Below are 22,025 nucleotides of genomic sequence, written 5' to 3' on the forward strand. Positions count from 1 at the left end.
CCCACCGCCAACAACAAGGATACCGACAATGACCAGAGCAGAACTGCAAAGTCCGACAGATCTGGGATCCAATGCCAATCGTGATATCCCTGCCGCGCTGAGAGCGCTGCTGGCTGACGTTTTCGCGGTGTATCTGAAGACCAAGAATTTCCACTGGCATGTCTCGGGAAGCCACTTTCGCGACTATCACCTCATGCTGGACGAGCAGTCCGACCAGATCTTCGCCATGACTGACGAGATTGCCGAGCGCGCGCGCAAGATCGGCGGGACGACAATCCGGTCGATAGGTCATATTGCACGCGAGCAACGCATTATCGACAACGATGCGGAATACGTCGATCCACAGGACATGCTGGCGGAGCTGCGCAGCGACAACCAGCAGCTAACGCGGGAAATGCGGCGGGTCCACGAACTCTGCGATGAATATGGCGACGTCGCAACGGCAAGCGTCCTGGAAAACTGGATCGACGAGGCGGAACGGCGCATCTGGTTCCTGTACGAAGCTGGCCGAACGGGTCCGAATTCGTGAGTGCAAGGCATGCATTCGCCAGCGAAACGAGAGGTGTGGCCGACCGCCACATCGAACGCGATGGCGACACGCATGTCGGCCGGTCCGTCCATTTCGCATGGGTAATTCGTGGGCCTCGTCCCGCGGGGCGGCCGGCATCGTGCAGATGGGCAATATCGACCGCCTACTCGAAAGATCACCCAAGACAGATTTCATAGGCTTGTCTCATTCGCGACCGGGAGAGGACTGGTCGTGCGGACAAGGGTTAGATCATGACGGACACATTGAACACGAACGCGTCGCTCGGACGGGCCATCCACGCCATCACCGGAAAATGGGGCTGGTTTGTGGCGCTCGGGATCGGTGAACTGGTCCTCGGCGGTGTTGCGTCCGTAAATCTGATGGCGGCCAGCCTGGCTTCGGTGCTGGTCATCGGGGCCACCATGGCGGTCGCCGGCATTTTCCAGATCGTGCATGCCTTTTCGATGCATGGCCTGCGCGGCTTCCTGTTTTGGCTGTTGGCAGGCATCGTCTATGCGGCCGCCGGCGCCATCATATGACCCGGTCCTGGCGTCGTTCACGTTGTCCCTCGTGGTCTGTGCCTCCCGATTGCCGCCGGCGCGATGCGGATATGGGCCGGTTTCCATATGCGACCGGCCGCAGGCTGGCGTTGGATCGTGGCGGCCGGCGTTCTCGCATTCTGCGTCGGCATCCTATTGGTGGCAGCCTGGCGGGCATCGGCCTGTGGCTGCTGGTGGTCGACCTGGTCTTCCAAGGATGGGGATTAATTGCATTCGGCCTCGCGTTCAAGGCGCGCGCCTCCTGGCATTCGAGCCAGCCGGCGGCAGTGTGAGTCATGATGATGGCTTCTACATTCAGTCGGCATGAGGAGATCGCCTGGCGCAGCGGACGCGCCACCCAGGCCTCGCGGCTCGTTGCCGAAGAGACGGCGGTCGCGCTTAGCTACAACGGCTCGACCCATGCCGTGATGATGGCAACACCGGCCGACCTTGAGGATTTCGGCATAGGCTTCACGCTCACCGAGGGCATTGTGGAGCGTGCGAGCGAGATCAGGAGCATCGAATCGATTCCGGGCGAACTCGGCATCGAGGTGCGAATGTGGCTCGATGGCGATCGCGCGGCGGCCTTGGCCGCACGGCGCCGGGCCATCAGCGGACCCGTCGGCTGTGGTCTTTGTGGCATTGAAAGCCTTGAACAGGCGCGGCGGACGCCACTGCGCGTGGCGAACGGCGACATCGCCTTTCACGCAACGGATCTGCTCGCGGCGATGCAGGCGCTGGTTCCCCTTCAAATTCTGAACCAGCAGACGCGATCGGTGCATGCGGCGGCCTTCTGGTATCCGTCCAGCGGCATCGGACCGGTCAGGGAGGATGTCGGTCGGCATAACGCGCTCGACAAGCTCGCCGGTGCGCTTCGCGGCGAGGGCCTATCGGCCACCGGCGGCGCGGTGCTGCTGACGAGCCGCGTTTCGGTGGAGATGGTACAAAAGGCAGCCATGATCGGCACGCCGGTTCTGATTGCCGTTTCGGCGCCGACCACGCTTGCGATCCGGACCGCAGAAGAAGCGGGAATCACGCTGCTCGCGATCGCCCGTGATGACGGTTACGGCGTATTCACGCATCCGCATCGCATCGTCCTGCCCTCGCATCCGTTGCTCTGTGAGGAGCGCCGATCGGCGTGAGATTGTGCAAATGGCTCTGGACGCGACATCTCCGGGATTGTCCGAAGAGCAGGCCGGCACCTATGCGCCGGAACAGTCGCTTCCGGTGGCATGTCTTCTGAGCATGTCGGGAGGCTTCCTCGATGTCTTCGCCTGGCTTTCGTTCGGCGGTGTTTTTGCCAATTCGCAGACCGGAAATGTGGTGTTCCTCGGGATGTACGCCGCGTCCGAACAATGGCACCAAGCCGCCCATCACGTCCCTCCGATTCTCGCCTTTCTCGCGGGCGCATCGGCGGCAGTTTTTATTCGAGCGCCACTGCTTTGTCTGGCAGGTGAGATCGCCTGCCTGACGCTGGTGATGCTGGTGCTGCATCGATTTGCCGAACCGATTCCGATCGTGGCGATTTCCTTCGGGGTCGCGCTGCAAACGGCGAGCTTCAGGCAAGTCGAACGCTGGAAATATCTTTCGGTCACCGTAACCGGAAACATGCTGCGCGCAGTCGAGCAGCTTGCGTTGGTGCCGGATCGCGAGGCGTTGCACGGCGCAAGGACCATGCTGGCTGTCTGCCTGATGTTTCTACTGGGGACCGCTATCGGCGGATGGATGACAATGCGGCTGGGGACAGGCGGTCTCGCCGTTCCGATCGGCCTGTTGGCGTCAGCGCTCTGGCTCTGCTGCCGGGGTCGTGGCCGCTGCCAGAGCTAAACCATCCTTCCAAACCAGGCGTATTCGCAACCGGGCATTCGTTTCAGGAAGCCTGAATGCGATCGACCCGCGCGCGAACGCAAACCGCATACTTCGCGCCATGCCATTCGGCAAAACGACGTTCGTTCGCGGAAGCGTGCTTCTTGGTGCGCCGTGTAGGTTTCCAGCCAACGCCGGCCAGGCGTTCTGATGTCGAATGCCACGCGAGGCAATGATGACCGACCTCCGCAAAGAAACAGACAGTCTCGGTGAAGTCGAAGTTCCTGCCGACAAGCTCTGGGGAGCGCAGACGCAGCGTTCGCTCGAGCACTTCAGCATCGGCAAGGATCTGATGCCGCGCGAAATGATCCAGTCCTACGCGATCCTGAAAAAAGGTGCGGCGAACGCTAATCACGCCGGTGGTCGTCTTGACGGCAAGCTTCACAAGCTGATCGTCCATGTCTGCGACGAGATTCTGGCGGGGCAGCATCGTGGCATGTTCCCGCTGCATGTCTGGATGACCGGCAGCGGCACGCAGTTCAACATGAATGTGAATGAGGTGATCTCGAACCGATGCTGCCAGCTCGCGGGTACCCCGCTCGGCAGCAAGCGTCCGGTCCATCCGAACGATCACGTCAACATGTCGCAATCGTCGAACGACAGCTTTCCATCCGCGATGTACATCGCGGCCGCCGTGAACGTGACGCAGCGGCTTGTTCCGGCTGTCAAGGCCCTGCATGACGCGATCGCCACGAAGGCCAGCCAGTGGGACGATGTCGTCAAGATCGGTCGAACCCATATGCAGGATGCGACCCCGCTGACATTGGGGCAGGAATGGTCCGGTTACGCCGGCATGCTCGGCGACGACCTGACGCGCATCGACGACGCGCTCAAAGGTGTATTCCGGCTTGCGCTCGGCGGCACGGCCGTCGGCACCGGGATCAATGCAGCGCCGGGGTTTGCCCAGGCCGTTGCCGGCGAAATTGCGCGGTTGACGGGGCTGCCTTTCGTTACCGCACCGAACAAGTTCGCCGTGCAGGGCGCGCACGACGCGTTGGTGCAGCTATCCGGAACGCTGCGCACGCTCGCCGGGTCGCTCTACAAGATCGGAAACGACATCCGCCTCATGTCCTGCGGCCCGCGCGCGGGCTTTGCCGAACTGCTGATCCCCGAGAACGAACCCGGCTCGTCGATTATGCCGGGCAAGGTCAACCCGACGCAGGCAGAAGCGTTGACGATGATCGCGGTGCAGGTGATGGCGAACGACGTCGCGGTTGGATTCGGCGGCGCCGGCGGCTATCTGGAAATGAATGTCTACAAGCCGCTGATCATCCATAACATTGCGCAGTCGATCACCATCCTCACTGACGGCTGCACGAACTTCCGCAAATTCCTCGTCGAGGGCACGAGGCCGAACCACAAGAAGATCAGGGAGTATGTGGAGCGGTCGCTGATGCTCGTAACCGCCCTGGCGCCGGTGATCGGCTACGACAAGGCCTCACAGATCGCTCACTACGCGATGGATAACGATCTCACGCTGAAATCCGCGGCGCTCAAGCTCGGTTTCGTGACCGGGCCCGAGTTCGACCGCATCGTCGATCCCGCCAAGATGGTCAAGCCTTATGTCGCGGAGGTCAACGCGCCTCTCGCAATCGGCGCACCGGCAAGTTGACGGGAGCGGATGCGATGATTCGGTGCGTGAAGCTGTGGACCGGTGCGGAAGGCAAGTCGCATTTCCAGGAAGGTTTCGTCGAGCTCGAACCCGGGGCGAGGGGAGACGCGCTCAGCACAAAACTCGGGATCAGTTCCGCCTCGTTCCACGAAACGGATGTGGATCCGAAGCTCGGGTGGCATCCGGACGCCGCACGGCAGCTGGTGATTTCCTTGAGCAGTACCCTGCAATTCGAAACGCAGGACGGAGGATTCACGCTTCGTCCGGGCGACGTCCTGTTCACGGAAGACACGGGCGGAGCCGGCCATGTCTGGACGATGATCGGCGACGAGCCCTGGCGCCGCCTCTACACGATCCTCGAACCGAATAGCGCCGTTTCGTTTCGACCCGCCGTCCAGGCCGGAGAAGGCTGTGCGGGCAGTGCAACAAGAGCATCAGGAGAGAATCGATGATCCGTTGTGTGCGTCTATGGACCGGAGAGGACAACAATTCGCATTTCGAGGAAGGGGTCATCGAGCTGGAGCCGGGCCAGCGCGGCGACGCGCTCAGCGGCAAGATCGATGCGGTCACCATTTCCTTCCAGGAAACCGGATCGGGCGGCACTTTCTCCTGGCACAAAGCGCCCACCCGCCAGCTGGTGATCACGCTGAGCGGAACGCTCGATTTTCAGACCCGCGATGGCCAGCACTTTCTGCTTCACCCCGGCAACGTCCTGCTTGCGGAGGACACCACAGGCTCGGGGCATAGCTGGAAGCTGACGGACGATACGTCGTGGCGCCGCGCCTATGTGGTGCTGCGGCGGGGCGCGCACGTTCCGTTCCGCGCCAAGGAGCGGCAGCCGGCCCAGGCCTGATCGAGCCATCCAGGACAGCGACATCCAACCTTAACGAGGAGAAATCCCATGCAAGGCACTTCCGATCGCGAACTCGACGTCGCACTCATCGGTGCAGGCATCATGAGCGCCACGCTCGGCGTCCTTCTCAAGGAGTTGGAGCCTTCTCTTGCGATCCAGATGTTTGAAGTTCTGGACGATTGTGCGCTCGAAAGTTCGGACGCCTGGAACAATGCCGGCACGGGCCACGCGGCAAATTGCGAGATGAACTACACCCCGGAGAGGCCCGACGGCAGCGTCGATATCTCCAAGGCGCTCCAGGTCAACGTCGAGTTCGATCTGTCCCGGCAGTTCTGGTCCTATCTGGTCGGGCGGGGAGCGATTGCGGATCCGCGCGCCTTCATTCATCCGGTGCCTCACATGAGCTTCGTGCACGGCGTCGACAACGTTGCGTTCCTCAGGAAGAGGTACAAGGCGATGGCGGCCCACCATTGTTACGAGGGCATGGAATATAGCGAGGATCCGAAGAAGATCGCCGAGTGGGTCCCATTGGTAATGGAAGGCAGGACCAGCGGCGATCCCGTAGCGGCAACGCGCATTATTACGGGCACCGACGTCGATTATGGTTCCCTGACCCATCTTCTGGTTCACCATCTTGTCGGCCAGCCCGGCTGTGCCGTTCACTACAAGAGCTGCGTCACCGGTCTCGTCCGCGAACAGGATGGTCGCTGGCGCATCGACGTGCGCGAAACCGATAGCGGCGAGAAGCGGTCGGTCCGCGCAAAGTTCCTCTTCATCGGCGCCGGCGGCGGTGCACTGCCGCTGTTGCAGAAATCCGGCATTCCGGAAGGGCGCGGCTATGGCGGCTTTCCGGTCAGTGGAATCTGGCTGCGCTGCGACGATCCTGACATCAACAAGCGTCACCATGCCAAGGTCTACGGCAAGGCGGCGGTCGGCTCGCCGCCGATGTCCGTGCCGCATCTCGATACGCGCGTGATCGGAGGTCAGCACTCGCTGCTGTTCGGCCCCTATGCGGGCTTCTCGAGCAAGTTTCTCAAGCACGGTTCACTGCTCGACCTTTTCGAGTCTATTCGTCCCGCCAACGTCAAGCCGCTGCTCTCGGTGGCGCGTGACAATTTCGATCTCACCGAATATTTGGTCGGGCAGCTGCTGCAGTCCGAAGGCCACCGTCTGGCGACGCTCGACGAATATTTTCCGAACGCAGACCCGAAGGACTGGAGATTGCAGGTCGCAGGCCAGCGCGTTCAGATCATCAAGCCTGACGTCAAGCGCGGCGGATTGCTCGAATTCGGAACCGAGCTTGTCGGCGCCGACGATCATTCGCTGGTCGCGCTTCTCGGCGCCTCGCCGGGCGCCTCCACCGCGGCGTTCATCGCAATCAGCGTGCTGGAGAAGTGTTTTGCCGGAGAGCTTATGGCAAGCGCCTGGCTGCCGAAGCTGAAGCAGATCATCCCGTCCTACGGCGTGTCGCTGATCGATGATGCGGGTTTCTGCCGTCAAATTCGTGCGATGACGGCCGAAATTCTCAAGATCGACAACATCCAGTGTCCCGCGACACGAGTGTCGGCTGCCAGGCGCGCCTGAGTGAGCAGGAGACTTTCCGATGGACCCCACGGCGCTTCTGCTGTCGCGTTTGCAATTTGCCTTTACCATATCCTTCCACATCATCTTCCCGGCCTTCACCATCGGTCTTGCCGCCTGGCTCACGGTGCTGGAGGCGTTGCACCTGCGCACCGGGAAGATGGTTTATCAGGTGCTGTTCGAGTTCTGGCTCAAGATATTCGGCATCGCATTCGGTCTCGGCGTCGTTTCGGGCGTCGTCATGGGCTTCCAGTTCGGAACGAACTGGAGCGAACTGTCCAGGATGTCAGGACCGATCCAGGGGCCGCTCCTGTCCTACGAGACGTTCACCGCCTTCATGCTCGAGGCGAGCTTCTTCGGCATCCTCGTGTTTGGCAGGAAGCGCGTGCACCCCTGGTTCTACCTTTTCTCCGTGGCAATGGTGGCGCTCGGGACCACGCTGTCCGCCTTCTGGATCATGATCAACAATAGCTGGATGCAGGTGCCGGTCGGCTACGTCCAGCAGAACGGTGTGCTGGTTCCGGACGACTGGATGAAGATCATCGTTAATAGGGTGGCCATGGTTCGCTTCATGCACATGCTGCTGGCGGCGTATCTGTCCAGCGCGTTCTGTGTTGCGGCAACAGGCGCATGGTACCTACTGCGAAAGACCTACCGCAGCGAAGCGCTGATCATGCTTCGCATGGGACTGTTCCTTGCGGCCGTCCTCGTGCCGGCGCAACTCGTGTTCGGGCATCTCGTCGGTGACTACGTGCACGAGCATCAGCCCGCCAAGTTCGCGGCGATCGAGGCACGCTGGCACGACGAGCAGCCGGCCGGCGAGGTGATCATCGCAATTCCCGATCCGGCAACGGAATCGAACCGTTACGAGATCAAGATCCCGGTGCTCGGCAGCATCATCGGGAGCATGAGCACGACCTCCAGGGAGGTCGGCTTGACGTCCTTTCCCCCGCAGGACCGGCCGCCGGTACTGATTCCCTTCCTGACCTTTCGCGTGATGGTCGGTTGTGGCCTGATCATGCTTGGTCTGGCCTGGCTCGGATCCTGGCTGATCATCCGGCGCAGGCTCGAAGGAAGCCGCTGGGTGCTGCGCTTCATCTTTCTGAGCTTTCCGCTGCCGTTTATCGCAACGCTGGCGGGCTGGTACACCGCCGAAGTCGGCCGTCAGCCATGGGTCGTCTACGGCGTGCTGCGCACCGAGCATGCCATGACGCCGTTCCTGACGGCGTATGCAGCGGCCACCTCGCTGATACTGTTCGCTGTCGTCTACGCCTTCATCTTCTCGTTTGGCATCTACTACATCTATCGGCAGCTGCGCGCCGGTCCCGGCGTCTCTCATGCCGCAACTTCGCCGGATGTCATGGCGAACCGGCCGATGTCGCTTGCCGATCCCGGGTTGCTCTCAGACCGCAACTACGCTCAAGCAGGAGAATAAGCCATGGTGACATTCTGGGTCGCATTGCTGGCGATCAGCATCCTGATCTATCTCCTGCTCGATGGCTTCGATCTCGGCGTCGGGATATTGTTCCTGCTGCCGAACAGCGAGTCGCGCCGGCGCGCCATGCTGGGTGCGATTGCGCCGTTCTGGGACGGCAACGAAACCTGGCTCGTCGTAACGGGCGTGATCCTGTGGGGCGCATTCCCGGTCGTCTATGCAACGGTGCTCTCGGCCTTCTATCTTCCCGTGATCTTCATGTTGCTGGGATTGATCCTGCGTGGGGTCGCCTTCGAATTCCGCAACAAGTCGCAGGGAGCGCGCTGGATCTGGAATCTCAGCTTCGCCGGCGGCTCCCTCGTTGCCAGCTTCATGCAGGGCGTGATGGTTGGCGCGCTCGTAAAGGGGTTGCCTATCGTGAATGGCCAATATTCCGGCGGGATATTCGGCTGGTTCAGCATGTTCTCGATTCTGTGCGGTGTCGGCCTTTGTCTCGGCTATGCGTTGCTTGGCGCCTGCTGGCTGGTGAGAAAACGGGGAGGCGTGGTTCGCGACCTCGCCCGCAGCCAGATTCCATTGCTGGCAACCGGCGTCCTCCTGTTCCTGATCCTGGTCTTCAGCCACGCGCTGTTGCAGGATTTGCCGATCCTGCACCGGTGGACCGACCGGCCCTATCTGTTCGTTTTTCCGGCGATCGGCGCTGCAGCCGCCTGCATTCTTGCTTCGAGCATTCTGCGGCATGACGACTATTGGCCGTTTCACATGGTCTCGCTGATCTTCATATCGGCCTTCGGGGCACTGGCGCTTTCGTTCTGGCCCTACATGGTTCCGTTCGCCATCACCATCGATGAAGCCGCCGCGCCTCATGCGAGCCTTGCCTTCATGTTCTGGGGGGAGGGACTGTTCATCTTCCCCCTGATGCTTATCTATGTCGCAACCGGTTTCCGCGTCTTCCGGGGAAAGTTCATCTCCGAACCCGGGCACTATTGACGCGGCCCCTGCGTCGCGGACATCAGGCGGCAAGCAAAATTAAAGGCGCCGGTTCCGGCGCCTTTGTCGTTTCAGGATTTAAGCACGACGCCTGGACTGTTGTCTGGCCATTGGGCGATCAGCTTCTCATCTATATTGAGATGCTGCGCGACCAGTTTCGGCGGCGTGTGCGTCAGCCAGTTGGAGAGCGATATTTCTTCGTAGCGCGGCGCACGGAACACGCCGACGAACTGCAGATCGGTGTCGCCGATGTTCTCGACGTAGTGCCCGAGATTGCGCGGGACGTAGCCGATGTCGCCGGCGGCAAAATTCGTCGTCAGCGCATTGGGGCCGGTATTGAACACCGTCATCCGCGCATTGCCCTTGATATAGTACTGCCACTCATCCGCGTTCGGATGCCAGTGCATTTCCCTGACCGCGCCCGGAGGCATCGTCACCAGAGCCGCCGCGACGGTGGTGGCTACCTTGAAATTCGTGCTGTCGGCGACACGGATGTTTCCGGCGGAACTTTCCTTGACTGGAGCTGAGCTGCCCAGCGGGTGGACGAACGGGTAGGGTGGCGCCTCGGCATGCCGGGCGATGGCGGCGCGGTCTGCGGCCAGATCGCCGGGCACGGTGCCCTGGAAAATCCAGAGATTGTGCAGCGGAATCTTGGCGAAGGCTTCGACCGGGACGCCGAAGTTCTTGGCCAGCACCTCGGGAGGCGTATGGGCGAACCAGTCTGTCACCAGGAGCGTGTTGAACTCGTTGGCGTGGCCGTCGTCGAAGCAGATCACGAATTCGCAGCCGTCGGGTCCGAGTCCTTGCAGCGAATGCGGTGCGCCGGACGGAAAATACCAGAGGTCGCCGGATTTGACGTCGGCGACATAGGGCCGGCCCTGCGCATCGAGCACCGTGATGCGGCAGTTGCCGTAGGTCATGATGGCCCATTCGGCCGCCTGATGCCAATGCAACTCGCGGATGCCGCCGGCTGACAGCCGCATGTTGACGCCTGAGATTTCCTTGGAGATCGCGAAATCGTCGACCGTGACCTGACGGGCCCAGCCTCCGTTCTGGATGCGCCTGGGTGCATTGTTGAACGAGGCCCAGTCCATCGGCAGGCCGCCGACGTCGGTCGCCGGCGGCGTTTGCGCCGATGGAAAATGCCTGGCGAGAGCCGGATTTTGCGGGCCGGGATCGGTCAGGCTTCCGGGGGTCTTGGCATTGACGGCGCCTTGTGGCGGCTCGTCCGGATTGCCGAACGTAGCAGCTTGCGCCGCGGAACCGGCCATGGCGACGCCCGCCGCTGACATTGCCAGCAAATCACGTCGTGAAAACATGTTGATCACTCCTGAAATTGTCGGAAGCCTTCCGCATCGCGACAGGGCTCGAGGATCTCAGCCTAACTTCGGACCGTTGGCCCAGCTTCCGCAAATGGCGCTGCTTTTTCCGGAACGCACTATGTTTCCGCAAAGCGCGACGGTCGCTCTGCTCCGAACCTGTGCAATTAAGAAATGCGCAGTCCGATTTGAAAAGACGATCCCGCCGCAACGCTTCTTAACTGGCGCGAGGACCATCACATCGAGCGATATCAGAGATGACCAGGAAATCGGTTCGCCCCTACCATGAGCCTGCCGGCGGGTGGGGGGCTCTCAAGGCGCTCAGCGAGGCCCTGCTACTGCAACGAGTGCCGGTGAAGGGCGCGGCAACGCTAAGCCGCATGAACCAGCCAGAGGGCTTCGATTGTCCCGGCTGCGCCTGGCCCGATCCGAAACACACCTCTTCCTTCGAGTTCTGTGAAAATGGCGGCAAGGCGGTTGCCTGGGAAGCGACGGCCAAACGCTGTACGCCCGAGTTCTTTGCCGCGCATACCGTCACGGAGCTTGCGGGCTGGGGCGACTACGATCTCGAAATGGTCGGGCGTCTCACTCATCCGATGGCGTATGATCCCCTATCCGACCGCTATCTCCCAGTGGAGTGGAGCGATGCGTTCGACATGATCGGACGTTACCTCAGGGCGTTGCCCGATCCCAACATGGCCGACTTCTACACATCCGGGCGCACGTCGAACGAAGCCGCCTTCCTTTACCAACTCTTCGTGCGCGAATACGGCACCAACAACTTCCCCGACTGCTCCAACATGTGCCATGAGGCGACCAGCGTCGGCCTGCCGCAGTCGATAGGCGTCGGGAAGGGAACCGTGCTCCTGGAGGATTTCGACAAGGCCGACTGCATCTTCATCTTGGGCCAGAACCCCGGCACCAACAGCCCGCGGATGATGACGAGCCTGCGCAATGCGGTTCGCCGCGGCGCCTCGATCATCTCGTTCAATCCATTCCGCGAGCGTGCGCTGGAACGTTTTCAGGCGCCGCAGAGCCCGCTCGAGATGATCACGCTGACGTCGACGACGATCAGCTCGAGGCTTTTTCAGGTGCGCGTCGGTGGCGACGTCGCCGTGCTGAAGGGAATCATGAAGATCCTGGTGGAGGCGGACGAAACGGCGCGTGCTGCCGAGCAGCCCGCGATCCTGGACTGGGATTTCATTCGCGGGCACACCGCCGGTATCGATGCGCTGATTGAGGATCTCAAGCGCACGCAATGGCCTGATGTCGAGCGCCAGTCCGGGCTGACGCGCGGGGATCTCGAATTTGCAGCCAACGCCTATATGAAGGCGGAACGCGCCATTCTCGTCTATGGCATGGGCATTACGCAGCACCAGCGTGGCGCGCACAACGTGCAGCAGATCGCCAATCTTGCCCTGCTGCGCGGCAATGTGGGACGTGAAGGTGCCGGCGTTTGCCCGGTCCGCGGCCACTCCAACGTTCAGGGTGATCGAACCGTCGGTATCACCGAAGTCCCCAAAGCAGACTTTCTGGAGCGCCTGGAGCGCCGCTTCGGCTTCAAGCCCCCGTCAGCGCCGGGACATAATACAGTCACGGCATTGGAGGCGATGATCCGCGGCGAGGTGAAAGTCTTCTTCGCGATGGGCGGCAATTTTGCGGCCGCCATCCCCGACTGGCAGGCGACGCAGGCCGCGCTGCGCCATCTCGATCTGACCGTCCACGTCTCCACCAAACTCAACCGCAGCCATCTGATCCATGGCCACGCCGCCTTGATCCTGCCCTGCCTCGGCCGCACCGAAATCGACATCCAGGCTTCAGGCCCGCAGTCGATCACGGTGGAGGACTCGATGTCCATGGTGCATGCCTCGGGCGGGCGGAACAAGCCCGCGTCGGAGCATCTTCTTAGCGAGGTGGCGATCATCGCGGGCGTGGCCAAGGCAACGCTTGGCGACCGCACCGTGGTCGACTGGGATGGCTTCGTGGCCGACTACGATCGCATCCGCGATGCGATCGAGGCCGTCTTCCCCATCTTTCAGGGCTACAACGCCCGTATCCGGGTTCCCGGCGGCTTTCACCTCACCTCGACCGCACGAGAGCGCATCTGGGCAACGGCATCCGGTAAGGCGAACTTCCTGGTGTTCGAAGGTTGCGGGGAGGATCCACCGCAAAGCAATCCCGACTTCCTGTGGCTCAGCACCATACGCAGCCACGACCAGTACAACACCACGCTCTATTCGATGTCCGACCGCTATCGCGGCGTCTTCGGCCAGCGCGATGTGGTGTTCCTCAACGAATACGAGATGAAGAAACGAGGGCTGGCGGACGGCGACCGCGTCGATCTCATCACGGAATCGACCGACGGCGCCGAACGGATCGTGCGTAACTTCCGCGTCGTCGGCTATTCCTTCCCGAGCGGCTGCTGCGCGGCCTACTATCCGGAGACCAATCCGCTGGTGCCGCTCTATGCCCGCGATCCCCTGAGCTTTACGCCGTCGTTCAAGGGCATTCCGATCCGGATCGTCCGCACGACCGCTTCCGAAGCCTCCATCAAGGAATAGGCTGCGCGGCGGCGACGAACGATATCAGGCAGGCTGGCCGTCGATGCGCTAGTTGCTGTTGTAACTCAAAGCCATTACGGGCTCAGGCCTGGTCACGCCGAACCGCTTCTCGAATTCGGCGACATTGACGATGCCGCGCCGGTGCGTGCCGTCGCCGATCTTGCGGTCGCCGTCCCAGGCTTCGACCTCGAACACGACGCTCCTGGTTTCGATCCCGACGACCCGTGCAACAGCGCGCACCGTGCGACCGACCGGTGTCGCCGCGAGATGACGGATGTTGACCATCATCCCGACGCTGACATATCCCGCCGGCAGGAATGCCTGGATCGCCGATCCCGCGGCCATCTCCATGTGCAGAATCATCGTCGGCGTGCCGTACACGGCCGGCATTCCCGGCACCGCGTGGCCGACCGTCATCTCCGATGTGACGGTCACCAGCTTTTCGTCCGCCATGCCGACGGTCACCTTTTCAAGCGGACTCATGATTTAAGCTCGTATCCGCTGCGGCTGGGTCGGATACTTCCGCCGCCCCCGGCTTTGGTTTGCTGAACCACGCGCCGAGCCGGTCGAGATAGAGATAGACCACGGGTGTGGTGTAGAGCGTCAGGATTTGCGAGAGCATCAGGCCGCCGACGATCGTGTAGCCGAGCGGTTGGCGTAGTTCCGCGCCGGTGCCGTTGCCGATCATCAGGGGCACGCCGCCGAGCAGCGCGGCCATCGTCGTCATCAGGATCGGACGGAAGCGGAGCGTGCAGGCCTGGTAGATCGCCTCTTGTGGGCCAAGCCCGTGCTGGCGCTGCACTTCGAGCGCGAAGTCGACCAGCATGATGCCGTTCTTCTTGACGATGCCGATCAGCAGGATGATGCCGATGATGGCGATGACGCTGAGGTCCATGTGGACGGCCAACAGCAGAAGCAGCGCGCCGATGCCGGCGGAAGGCAGCGTCGACAGGATCGTGATCGGGTGGATCAGGCTCTCATAGAGCACGCCGAGGATGATGTAGATCACGATCAGGGCCGCACCGATCAATAGCGGCGTGCCTGCCAGAGAGGATTGAAAGGCCTGCGCGTTGCCCTGGAACGAGGTCGAAAGCGACGCGGGCTTCCCGGTGTCCTGCTCGATCTTCTGGATCGCCGTCACCGCGTCGCCCAGCGCCACGCCAGGCTTCAGGTTGAATGAGATGGTGACGGAGGGAAACATACTCTGGTGGTTGACGAGGATTGGCGCCGGCTCGATTTTGGTGTGCACGAGGTCGCTCAGCGGCACCTGCTTGCCGCCGGCCGAATTCACGTAGATGTCCTTCAACGCCTCGGGCCCGTACTGGAAGCGCGGATCGACTTCCATCACGACGTGGTACTGGTTCAGCGAGGTGAACATGGTGGAGACGATGCGCTGGCCGAAGGCGTCGTCGAGGGTGTTGTCGATGGTCGCGGGCAGGATGCCGAAGCTCGAGGCGACCTCGCGATCGACGGTGACGTTCAGCCTCGGACCGGCATTGGCCTGGTCGCTGGCGACGTCGGTGATCCCCTCGGTGGCGCGGAGCTTTTCGAGGTAGATCGCCGCCCAGTGGTTGAGCTCGTTGGAATCGGCGTCGGTCAGCGTGTACTGATACTGCGTCTTCGACAACCGCGCGCCGATGGTGATGTCCTGGGCCGCCTGCATGTACAGTATGATGCCCTGGATGCGCGCGAGTTCGGGCTTCAGCCGGTTGATCACCTCATCGGCACTGACCGTTCGTTCCGGCTTCGGCTTCAGGACGATGAACACGCGCCCCTGATTGAGCGTCGCCGTCGGGCCGCCGGGTCCGATGTAGTTGGCCACCGATTCGATCGCGGGATCCTTCAGCAGGATGTCGACCAACGCCTGCTGACGCTCCGACATCGCGGGGAACGAGATGTCCTGCGAGGCCTCGGTGATGCCGACGATCTGCCCGGTGTCCTGCTGCGGGAAAAATCCCTTCGGGATGATCACGTAGAGATAGCCGGTCAGCGCGATGGTGGACAACATCACCAGCAGCGTCGCGAAGCGATGGCGCAAGACGACGCGCAGGCCGCGTGCGTACAGCGCCAGCAGCGAATCGAAGCCCCGTTCCAGCAAGAGATAGAGCCTGCCGTGCTTGGTGTGCGAGTCGTCCCTCAGCAGCCGGGCGCACATCATCGGCGTCAAGGTCAGCGAAATGATCAGCGACAGGACCAGCGAGGCCGTGATCGTGATGGCGAATTCCTGGAACAGCTTTCCGACATAGCCGCCCATCAGGAACAGCGGAATGAACACGGCGATCAGCGACAGCGTGATGGAAACGATGGTGAAGCCGATCTCGGCGGAGCCTTTCAGCGCCGCCTGCATCGGCGTCAGGCCTTTCTCGAGATGGCGCACGATGTTCTCGATCACCACCACGGCGTCGTCGACCACGAAGCCGACGGCGATCGAGAGAGCCATCAGCGACAGATTGTCGAGGCTGTAGCCGAGCACATACAGGATCGCGAAGGTCCCGACCAGCGAAAGCGGCACCGTGACCGCGGGAATGACGGTCGCCCAGAAATTTCGCAGGAAAATGAAGATGACCATCACGACCAGCGCGACGGTCAGCAACAGCGTGAACTGGACGTCGGCGACAGCGGCGCGGATGGTTTGCGTGCGGTCGGCGGCGATCGTCACCTTGATCGCGGGCGGAACAGAGGCCTGCAGCTTCGGCAGCAGTTTCCTGATGGTGTCGACGGTTTCGATGACGTTGGCGCCGGGAACGCGCTGAACCGCCAGGATGATGGCCGGCTGCTTGTCGTACCAGCCGGCGAGCAGGTCGTTCTCCGGGGCCTCAATGGCCGTGCCGATGTCGCGGATCCGTACCGGCGAGCCGTTGCGATAGGCGATGATGAGGGCTTCATAGGCCGAAGGCTTCAGCAACTGGTCATTGGTGTTCAACGTGTAGGTGACGCGCGGGCTGTTGAGCGTGCCTTTCGGCTGATCGACATTGGCGGCCGCGATGACGCTGCGGACGTCTTCGAGGCTGATGCCGCGGGCGGCGAGCGCCTGCGGATTGACGCGGATGCGGATGGCCGGCTTCTGCTGGCCGCCGATGCCGACCAGGCCGACGCCCGGAATCTGCGAAATTTTCGGCAGCAGGATGTTCTCGGCGTAGGCGTCGACGGTTGTCAGCGGAAGCGAGTCCGACGTCAGCGCGATCAGCATGATCGGCGTCTCCGCGGGATTCACTTTCCGGATGGTGGGCGGATAGGGAATATTGGGCGGCAGATAGGGGCTCGCGGCGTTGATGGCCGCCAGCACATCGGTCGCCGCGCTGTCGATGGTGCGCGAAAGCTCGAACTGCACGGTCAGTTGGGCGACGCCGAGCGCACTGGAGGAGGTGAGCTGGGTGACGCCGGGAATTTGGCTGAGCTGCTGCTCCAGCGGCGTCGCGACGGACGAGGCGATGGTCTGCGGATCGGCGCCGGGCAGTTGCGCCGAGATCTGGATGGTCGGGTAGTTGACATTGGGCAACGCGCCGACCGGCAGCAGCGGATAGGTCGCAAGGCCGCACAGCAGCAGTCCCGCCATCAGCAGCGCGGTTGCGATCGGACGCAGGATGAACGGCGCGGAGAGGTTCATGGAAGCGCGTCCTGCACGGAACTCTGCAGGTCGGCCTCGCGCGCGGCCTTGCCGTGCAGTTGCTGGACGCGGCTGCCTTCCTTGAGACGGTACTGGCCGTCGACCACGACGACGTCGCCCGACTTAAGACCCTGATCGATCAGCGCCCGTCCGTCGCTGATCTGCGCGACGTGGACGGAACGCAGCTCGGCCGTCTGGTCCGCCTTGACGACATAGACGTAAGCGCCGGTCTGTCCTTGCTGGACAGCCGATCCGGCCACGGTGATGGCGTTCTTCTGCGTGTCCAGCAGCAGTCGGGCATTGACGAGTTGTCCCGGCCACAGCCGGCGATCAGGGTTTGGAAATTCCGCCTTGAGCTGGATGGTGCCCGTCGTTCCCGCGATCTCGTTGTTGACCAGCAGCAGCTTGCCCTCATCGAGCTTTATTTTGTTGTCCTGACTGTAGGCGATGACTTTCAGCGGTCCCTTCGCCTCCTGCGCCTGGATCACAGGCAGATCGGTCTGTGGAAGGGTGAAGAGCAGCGAGATCGGCTCAATCTGGGTGACGACGACGAGACCGTTCGGATCGGTCGGATGAATCACATTGCCGATATCGATCTGGCGGACACCGGTGATGCCCGGAATGGCCGAAGTCAGGCGCGTGTAGCTGAGCTGGACGTTGGCCTGGTCGATCAGCGCCTGGTCTGCCTGGACGGCCGCCTGCAGCTGTGCCACCTGGGCCTTCTGGGTTTCGATCAATTGCGGTGTTGCATATCCCTTGTCGCCGAGAGTCGTGTAGCGGGAGAGATTGGCCTCGGCGTTCGTGAGCTGGGCCTGGTCGCGGTTGCGGTTGGCCGTCAGCTGCTCGATCTGGGCCTGATAGGGTCGCGGATCGATTTCCGCGAGCAGATCACCCGCCTTGACGGTTTGTCCCTCGGTAAAGGCGATCTGGACGATCTGCCCCTGAATCTGGCTGCGCACGACGTCGGTGTTGTAGGCGATCACTGTGCCGATCCCGCGTAGATAGATCGGGACGTCCTTGCCGGTGACGGTAGCCGCGACCACCGGGACGGCGGTCGGCACGGGGGCGGCTGCGACGACTGGTTGCCTGTTCTTGGCAAAGAACCAGAGGGTCGCTCCTGCCAGCACGGCGGCGAGCGCGACGAACGTGATGATGAGGGTTCGTTTCACGGCGGTGCTCCTTCGATCTCAGCGATTGCCGGAGTTGTCGATGGAACCCGCACTGCCCGAAAGATCTGGGCCGGGTACGGGCGCGGGCGGGCTCAATCCGCCGCCGCCGAGTTCAGTAGCGCCCAAGGGAAGCCCTGCGGGTTTGGCCGATGCTGAGGGCAGGGCAGACGGAGGTGTTTGGCTGTCGGCGCAAGAGAGTGATGCGCCTCCGGAAAGCCCGCCGCCGTCGAACAGGGCTCCGGGCGATCCGGTATTGCCCGACCCGGCACAGGTTCCCATGCCCTGCGAGGGACTGACGGGAGACACACCGCGCGTCGGAATTTCGGTCGATCCCAGCGGAATGGCCTCCGGCCGCGTGGAGCGCAAGGCGAGCGGCGACGTCGCGCGCATGCCGGTGGATGGCTGGATCTCCGGCAATGTCGCCTGAGCGATTGCCGCTGTCGGCGGCAGCCATGCGATGCCGGTCGTGAGCGTCGCGCTCAGGAGGATCAATGTGACATTGCGCCATCCAGGCTGTTGCGTGCTTCGCTCTTTCGATGAGAACCGCTCTCGCATGGGAGGTGCTCCGGCCAGATTGCACTCATCGGACAATAGAGAGCCGCGGAAGCACCGGTATTTCCAGAATGCACGCCCCACTCCCTGACGGCACGATGAGGGGAGAGTGTTACGTCGTTCCGGAGTTGCATCTTGCCGGTGCAGCAAAGCGCATCGCCTCGCCCCTGGCTGCGAAGGTCGTCAATTTCGGTCCCGCTATCCGAGCCCGAATGCGAGCTGGTGCTTTCGCTATCTGAGCACAGCTCGGACGCGGGCGAGTTCCCGGTTGCATGCAGCCATGTCGCCGATGCGATCGGCAGCGCGAGCGCGGTCGAGCAAATCAAGCGCCTCCGTGAAATCAGGACCGTAGCGGTCCTCGACCGCCGCAAGCGATCGGGGCGTTGGCTGATAGCCGCGCGTGGCGCCGAGACTCTCGGGCGCCCAGCCATGTGAGCCGGCATTTTTCTCTATCGCCGTGTCCACCTGGGCTTGAACCCGTGCGATCGAATGCTTGCAGGAAGCTGCATGCGCTGGCGCGGCCGCACATAGCAAGATGCAGATGGCGATCCGGCATTTCGCGGTTGATGTCATTTTCCAATCCTTTGCGCTGACTTCGAACGATGTCGGAAGCTCTGCCTTGAATGACCTAATCGATGCCGGTGGGCTTTCGCCTGCGTCACCAATATCTGCGTACATGGCGTGCTCTCGGTCCGTTGAAATGCGCGTCTTAGATAGAACGCAGGAGGGGATGCGCGAGTAGCCATTCACATCGTCGCCGTTTCCTGGCGTGCGAACTGGCAAGAACAATTGTTTGAGGAAATACGCCGGCGCCCCTCGAAGCTACGGTCGCGTCATTCCAACCTGGAGTGATCCGACATGAAACGCCTCAACGCCTGCCTGGCCTTTGCGGCCGCCTTTTCGTTGCTTTCGGCCGCTGTCCCGGCGAGCGCGGAACCCCTGAAGAACATCGTCCTGGTGCACGGAGCCTGGGTGGATGCATCCGGATGGAAGCCGGTCTACGATATCCTGACCAGGGAAGGCTTCCACGTCAGCATGGTGCAGGAGCCGGAGACGTCGTTTGCCGACGATGTCACGGCGGCGAAGCGGGTTCTCGATCTCCAGGACGGCCCCACGCTCCTCGTCGGTCACAGCTACGGCGGATCGATCATCACCGAGGCCGGCGTCCATCCCAAGGTCGTGGGCCTCGTCTATGTCGCCGCGCACGCGCCCGATGTCGGTGAAGATGAATCGGCGCTGGGCAAGAAGACGCCGAGCGTGCTCGCGAAGACCGAGGGCGCCATCAAGGTCACGCCGGACAAATTCACCTACCTCAACCCGGCGGAATTCCCAAAGCTGTTCGCGCCGGATCTGCCGCGCGAACGCGCGGAATTCGCCGCACGGTCCCAGGTTCTCGCCGCCACGCAAGTGTTCAGCACGCCGCTGACGGCGGCTGCATGGAAGACGAAGCCGAGCTGGGGCGTCGTCGCTGGCAGTGACCAGATCATCAATCCCGATCTCGAGCGCTGGTACTACGAGCGCGCCAAGAGCCACACAACCGTCATCCCTGGCGCCAGCCACTCGGTTTACGAGTCGCGTCCCAAGGAAGTCGCGGCCGTCATTACCAACGCGGCCCGCAACGTCGAAAAATTGGCGGCCCGCTGAGCCATCGGAAGGACGCACTAATTCTGGCGGATCGGCTGCAAGGCCTGTCCGCCAGAACAACCAGATCGGCGAAATCGGAATACCCCACATGTTGATGTCCGCGCACGCTAATGAAAGTTCAACGACGTGGCAGCGTCACCGCGAGGCACGCGATAGCAGGCTCGAGGCCGGTGCCAGGCTAGCGCGCGGCAAGATTGTGGAAGCACAGGATGTGACGCGTCTGCTGGAAGCCGTCATTCGTCCGGGTGACCGGGTCTGCCTGGAAGGCGACAACCAGAAGCAGGCGGATCTGCTCAGCCGCGCGCTTCTTGCTGTCGACCTCTCCAAAGTGAACGATCTGCACATGGTGCAGTCGGGCGTCGTGCTGCCTGAGCATCTCGACCTGTTCGACCGCGGTGTCGCAAAGAAGCTCGACTATGCCTATTCGGGCCCGCAATCGGCTCGCATCGCGCGTATGTTGTTCGACGGCAAGATCGAGCTGGGGGCGATCCATACCTATCTCGAACTGTTCGCCCGTTACTTCATCGACCTGACCCCGCATGTCGCGCTGATCGCTGCGGTCAGCGCCGACCGCAAAGGAAATCTCTTCACCGGCCCGAACACCGAGGACACGCCGACCGTGGTGGAGGCGACCGCGTTCAAGGACGGGGTTGTGATCGCCCAGGTCAATGAGATTGTCGATGAGGTGCCGCGCGTCGACATTCCGGCAGACCGCGTCCATTTCATTGTCAAGGCCGACAAGCCCTTCTTCGTCGAGCCGCTTTTCACGCGCGATCCTGCCGCGATCACCGAGGGGCAGATCCTGACCGCGATGCTTGCGATCAAGGGCATCTATGCGCCCTACGGCGTGCGGCGGCTCAATCACGGGATCGGCTTCAGCACTGCCGCGATTGAGCTTCTGTTGCCGACGTTCGGCGAGAGGCTGGGCCTGAAGGGCAAGATTGCCACTCATTTCGCATTGAATCCGCATCCCGCGCTGATCCCCGCGATCGAATCCGGCTGGGTGCAGCAGATCCATTCCTTCGGCTCCGAGGTCGGCATGGATGAGTACATTCGGGCTCGGTCCGACGTCTATTTCACCGGGCCGGACGGCTCGCTGCGGTCCAATCGCGCGTTCTGCCAGACCGCCGGACTTTATGCCTGCGACATGTTCATCGGCTCCACGCTGCAGATCGACCTGCAGGGAAATTCATCGACCGTTACCACCTCGCGTATCGCCGGTTTCGGCGGCGCACCGAATATGGGGGCGGATGCCCGCGGGCGGCGTCATCCGAGCGAGCCTTGGCTGAAGGCCGGAGGAGAGGCCGATCCGGACAGTGCGGCCCTGTTGCGCCGCGGCCGCAAGTTGGTCGTGCAGATAGGCGAGACCTTTGGCGACAAGAACGTTCCGCTGTTCGTCGAGAAGCTCGACGCGATCGAACTCGCGGAGAAGCTGAAGCTCGAACTCGCGCCCATCATGATCTACGGCGACGACGTCACGCACATCGTTACCGAAGAAGGTGTCGCAAATCTGCTGTTGTGCCGCAACGCCGGGGAGCGTGAGCAGGCGATCCGTGGCGTGGCCGGCTATACCGAGGTCGGCCGCAGGCGGGACCGAAACACGGTCGAGCGCCTGCGCCAGCGCGGCGTGATCCGCCGCCCCGAGGATCTCGATATCAACCTGCTCGATGCGGATCGCAGCATGCTGGCGGCGCGTTCGATCAAGGATCTCGTGCGCTGGTCGGGCGGGCTCTACGCGCCGCCGTCGAAATTCAGGAACTGGTGAGGA

At 62.3% G+C, this 22,025-nt stretch carries 20 protein-coding genes; 15 read left to right on the forward strand and 5 right to left on the reverse strand.

The window, feature by feature from the left end:
* The first annotated feature begins 28 nt into the window (after positions 1-28).
* From ACPPVP_RS17065 to cydB, 11 genes are all read left to right on the forward strand, one after another.
* Complete coding sequence (locus tag ACPPVP_RS17065) at positions 29-529, forward strand: Dps family protein (protein WP_426536259.1); 501 nt, start codon at positions 29-31, stop codon at positions 527-529.
* A 251-nt stretch (positions 530-780) separates the two neighbouring features.
* Positions 781-1,068 carry a DUF308 domain-containing protein gene (locus ACPPVP_RS17070; RefSeq protein ID WP_426536261.1) on the forward strand — a complete coding sequence of 96 codons (288 nt, stop codon included), beginning with the start codon at positions 781-783 and terminating at the stop codon, positions 1,066-1,068.
* Positions 1,069-1,139: 71 nt separating this feature from the next.
* Positions 1,140-1,361 carry a hypothetical protein gene (locus ACPPVP_RS17075; RefSeq protein ID WP_426536263.1) on the forward strand — a complete coding sequence of 74 codons (222 nt, stop codon included), beginning with the start codon at positions 1,140-1,142 and terminating at the stop codon, positions 1,359-1,361.
* 3 nt (positions 1,362-1,364) lie between these two features.
* Complete coding sequence (gene fdhD, locus ACPPVP_RS17080) at positions 1,365-2,210, forward strand: formate dehydrogenase accessory sulfurtransferase FdhD (protein ID WP_426536265.1); 846 nt, start codon at positions 1,365-1,367, stop codon at positions 2,208-2,210.
* Positions 2,211-2,220: 10 nt separating this feature from the next.
* Complete coding sequence (locus ACPPVP_RS17085) at positions 2,221-2,895, forward strand: YoaK family protein (protein ID WP_426536267.1); 675 nt, start codon at positions 2,221-2,223, stop codon at positions 2,893-2,895.
* A 214-nt stretch (positions 2,896-3,109) separates the two neighbouring features.
* Positions 3,110-4,546, forward strand: coding sequence for a class II fumarate hydratase (fumC, locus tag ACPPVP_RS17090; RefSeq protein ID WP_426536268.1), 1,437 nt, complete (start codon positions 3,110-3,112; stop codon positions 4,544-4,546).
* A 26-nt stretch (positions 4,547-4,572) separates the two neighbouring features.
* Complete coding sequence (locus ACPPVP_RS17095; protein WP_426536270.1) at positions 4,573-4,998, forward strand: hypothetical protein; 426 nt, start codon at positions 4,573-4,575, stop codon at positions 4,996-4,998.
* The gene (locus ACPPVP_RS17100; RefSeq protein WP_426536272.1) at positions 4,995-5,399 is read left to right on the forward strand and encodes a hypothetical protein; all 405 of its coding nucleotides are present in this window, start codon (positions 4,995-4,997) and stop codon (positions 5,397-5,399) included. Before ACPPVP_RS17095 ends, ACPPVP_RS17100 begins: the two co-directional genes overlap by 4 nt.
* 48 nt (positions 5,400-5,447) lie before the next feature.
* The gene (gene mqo, locus ACPPVP_RS17105; RefSeq protein WP_426536274.1) at positions 5,448-6,983 is read left to right on the forward strand and encodes a malate dehydrogenase (quinone); all 1,536 of its coding nucleotides are present in this window, start codon (positions 5,448-5,450) and stop codon (positions 6,981-6,983) included.
* Between the two features lie 19 nt (positions 6,984-7,002).
* Positions 7,003-8,415 carry a cytochrome ubiquinol oxidase subunit I gene (locus ACPPVP_RS17110; protein ID WP_426536276.1) on the forward strand — a complete coding sequence of 471 codons (1,413 nt, stop codon included), beginning with the start codon at positions 7,003-7,005 and terminating at the stop codon, positions 8,413-8,415.
* A 3-nt stretch (positions 8,416-8,418) separates the two neighbouring features.
* Positions 8,419-9,405, forward strand: coding sequence for a cytochrome d ubiquinol oxidase subunit II (gene cydB / locus ACPPVP_RS17115; RefSeq protein WP_426536278.1), 987 nt, complete (start codon positions 8,419-8,421; stop codon positions 9,403-9,405).
* Between the two features lie 71 nt (positions 9,406-9,476).
* Here the strand turns inward: cydB and ACPPVP_RS17120 are convergent, their stop codons facing one another.
* Entirely contained in the window at positions 9,477-10,724 is a 1,248-nt protein-coding gene (locus ACPPVP_RS17120; protein WP_426536280.1) for an oxalate decarboxylase family bicupin, read from the reverse strand.
* 257 nt (positions 10,725-10,981) lie between these two features.
* Between ACPPVP_RS17120 and ACPPVP_RS17125 the strand changes: the two genes are divergently transcribed.
* The gene (locus ACPPVP_RS17125; RefSeq protein WP_426536281.1) at positions 10,982-13,285 is read left to right on the forward strand and encodes an FdhF/YdeP family oxidoreductase; all 2,304 of its coding nucleotides are present in this window, start codon (positions 10,982-10,984) and stop codon (positions 13,283-13,285) included.
* 48 nt (positions 13,286-13,333) lie between these two features.
* Here ACPPVP_RS17125 and ACPPVP_RS17130 read toward each other — a convergent pair whose 3' ends face one another.
* Genes ACPPVP_RS17130 through ACPPVP_RS17140 form a run of 3 tightly spaced genes read right to left on the reverse strand, consistent with a single transcriptional unit; the run spans position 13,334 to position 18,061 of the window.
* Positions 13,334-13,768 (reverse strand): thioesterase family protein, encoded by a 435-nt coding sequence (locus ACPPVP_RS17130; RefSeq protein ID WP_426536283.1) that lies wholly within the window; start codon positions 13,766-13,768, stop codon positions 13,334-13,336.
* Positions 13,755-16,892 (reverse strand): efflux RND transporter permease subunit, encoded by a 3,138-nt coding sequence (locus ACPPVP_RS17135; RefSeq protein ID WP_426536285.1) that lies wholly within the window; start codon positions 16,890-16,892, stop codon positions 13,755-13,757. Before ACPPVP_RS17135 ends, ACPPVP_RS17130 begins: the two co-directional genes overlap by 14 nt.
* Positions 16,889-18,061, reverse strand: coding sequence for an efflux RND transporter periplasmic adaptor subunit (locus tag ACPPVP_RS17140; RefSeq protein ID WP_426536287.1), 1,173 nt, complete (start codon positions 18,059-18,061; stop codon positions 16,889-16,891). Before ACPPVP_RS17140 ends, ACPPVP_RS17135 begins: the two co-directional genes overlap by 4 nt.
* A 40-nt stretch (positions 18,062-18,101) precedes the next feature.
* Here ACPPVP_RS17140 and ACPPVP_RS17145 point away from each other — a divergent pair, with 40 nt between their 5' ends.
* The gene (locus tag ACPPVP_RS17145; protein ID WP_426536289.1) at positions 18,102-18,488 is read left to right on the forward strand and encodes a hypothetical protein; all 387 of its coding nucleotides are present in this window, start codon (positions 18,102-18,104) and stop codon (positions 18,486-18,488) included.
* Between the two features lie 356 nt (positions 18,489-18,844).
* Here the strand turns inward: ACPPVP_RS17145 and ACPPVP_RS17150 are convergent, their stop codons facing one another.
* Complete coding sequence (locus ACPPVP_RS17150; RefSeq protein ID WP_426536291.1) at positions 18,845-19,186, reverse strand: hypothetical protein; 342 nt, start codon at positions 19,184-19,186, stop codon at positions 18,845-18,847.
* A 285-nt stretch (positions 19,187-19,471) separates the two neighbouring features.
* On the opposite strand from ACPPVP_RS17150, the gene ACPPVP_RS17155 reads away from it, so the two are divergent.
* Positions 19,472-20,257: an alpha/beta hydrolase gene (locus ACPPVP_RS17155; RefSeq protein ID WP_426536293.1), complete on the forward strand. Its 786-nt coding sequence runs from the start codon at positions 19,472-19,474 to the stop codon at positions 20,255-20,257.
* Positions 20,258-20,351: 94 nt separating this feature from the next.
* Positions 20,352-22,022 (forward strand): malonate decarboxylase subunit alpha, encoded by a 1,671-nt coding sequence (mdcA, locus tag ACPPVP_RS17160; RefSeq protein ID WP_426537907.1) that lies wholly within the window; start codon positions 20,352-20,354, stop codon positions 22,020-22,022.
* Positions 22,023-22,025 lie beyond the last annotated feature (3 nt).

It is taken from the genome of Bradyrhizobium sp. McL0615, from assembly GCF_049993905.1.
Taxonomy (GTDB): Bacteria; Pseudomonadota; Alphaproteobacteria; order Rhizobiales; family Xanthobacteraceae; genus Bradyrhizobium.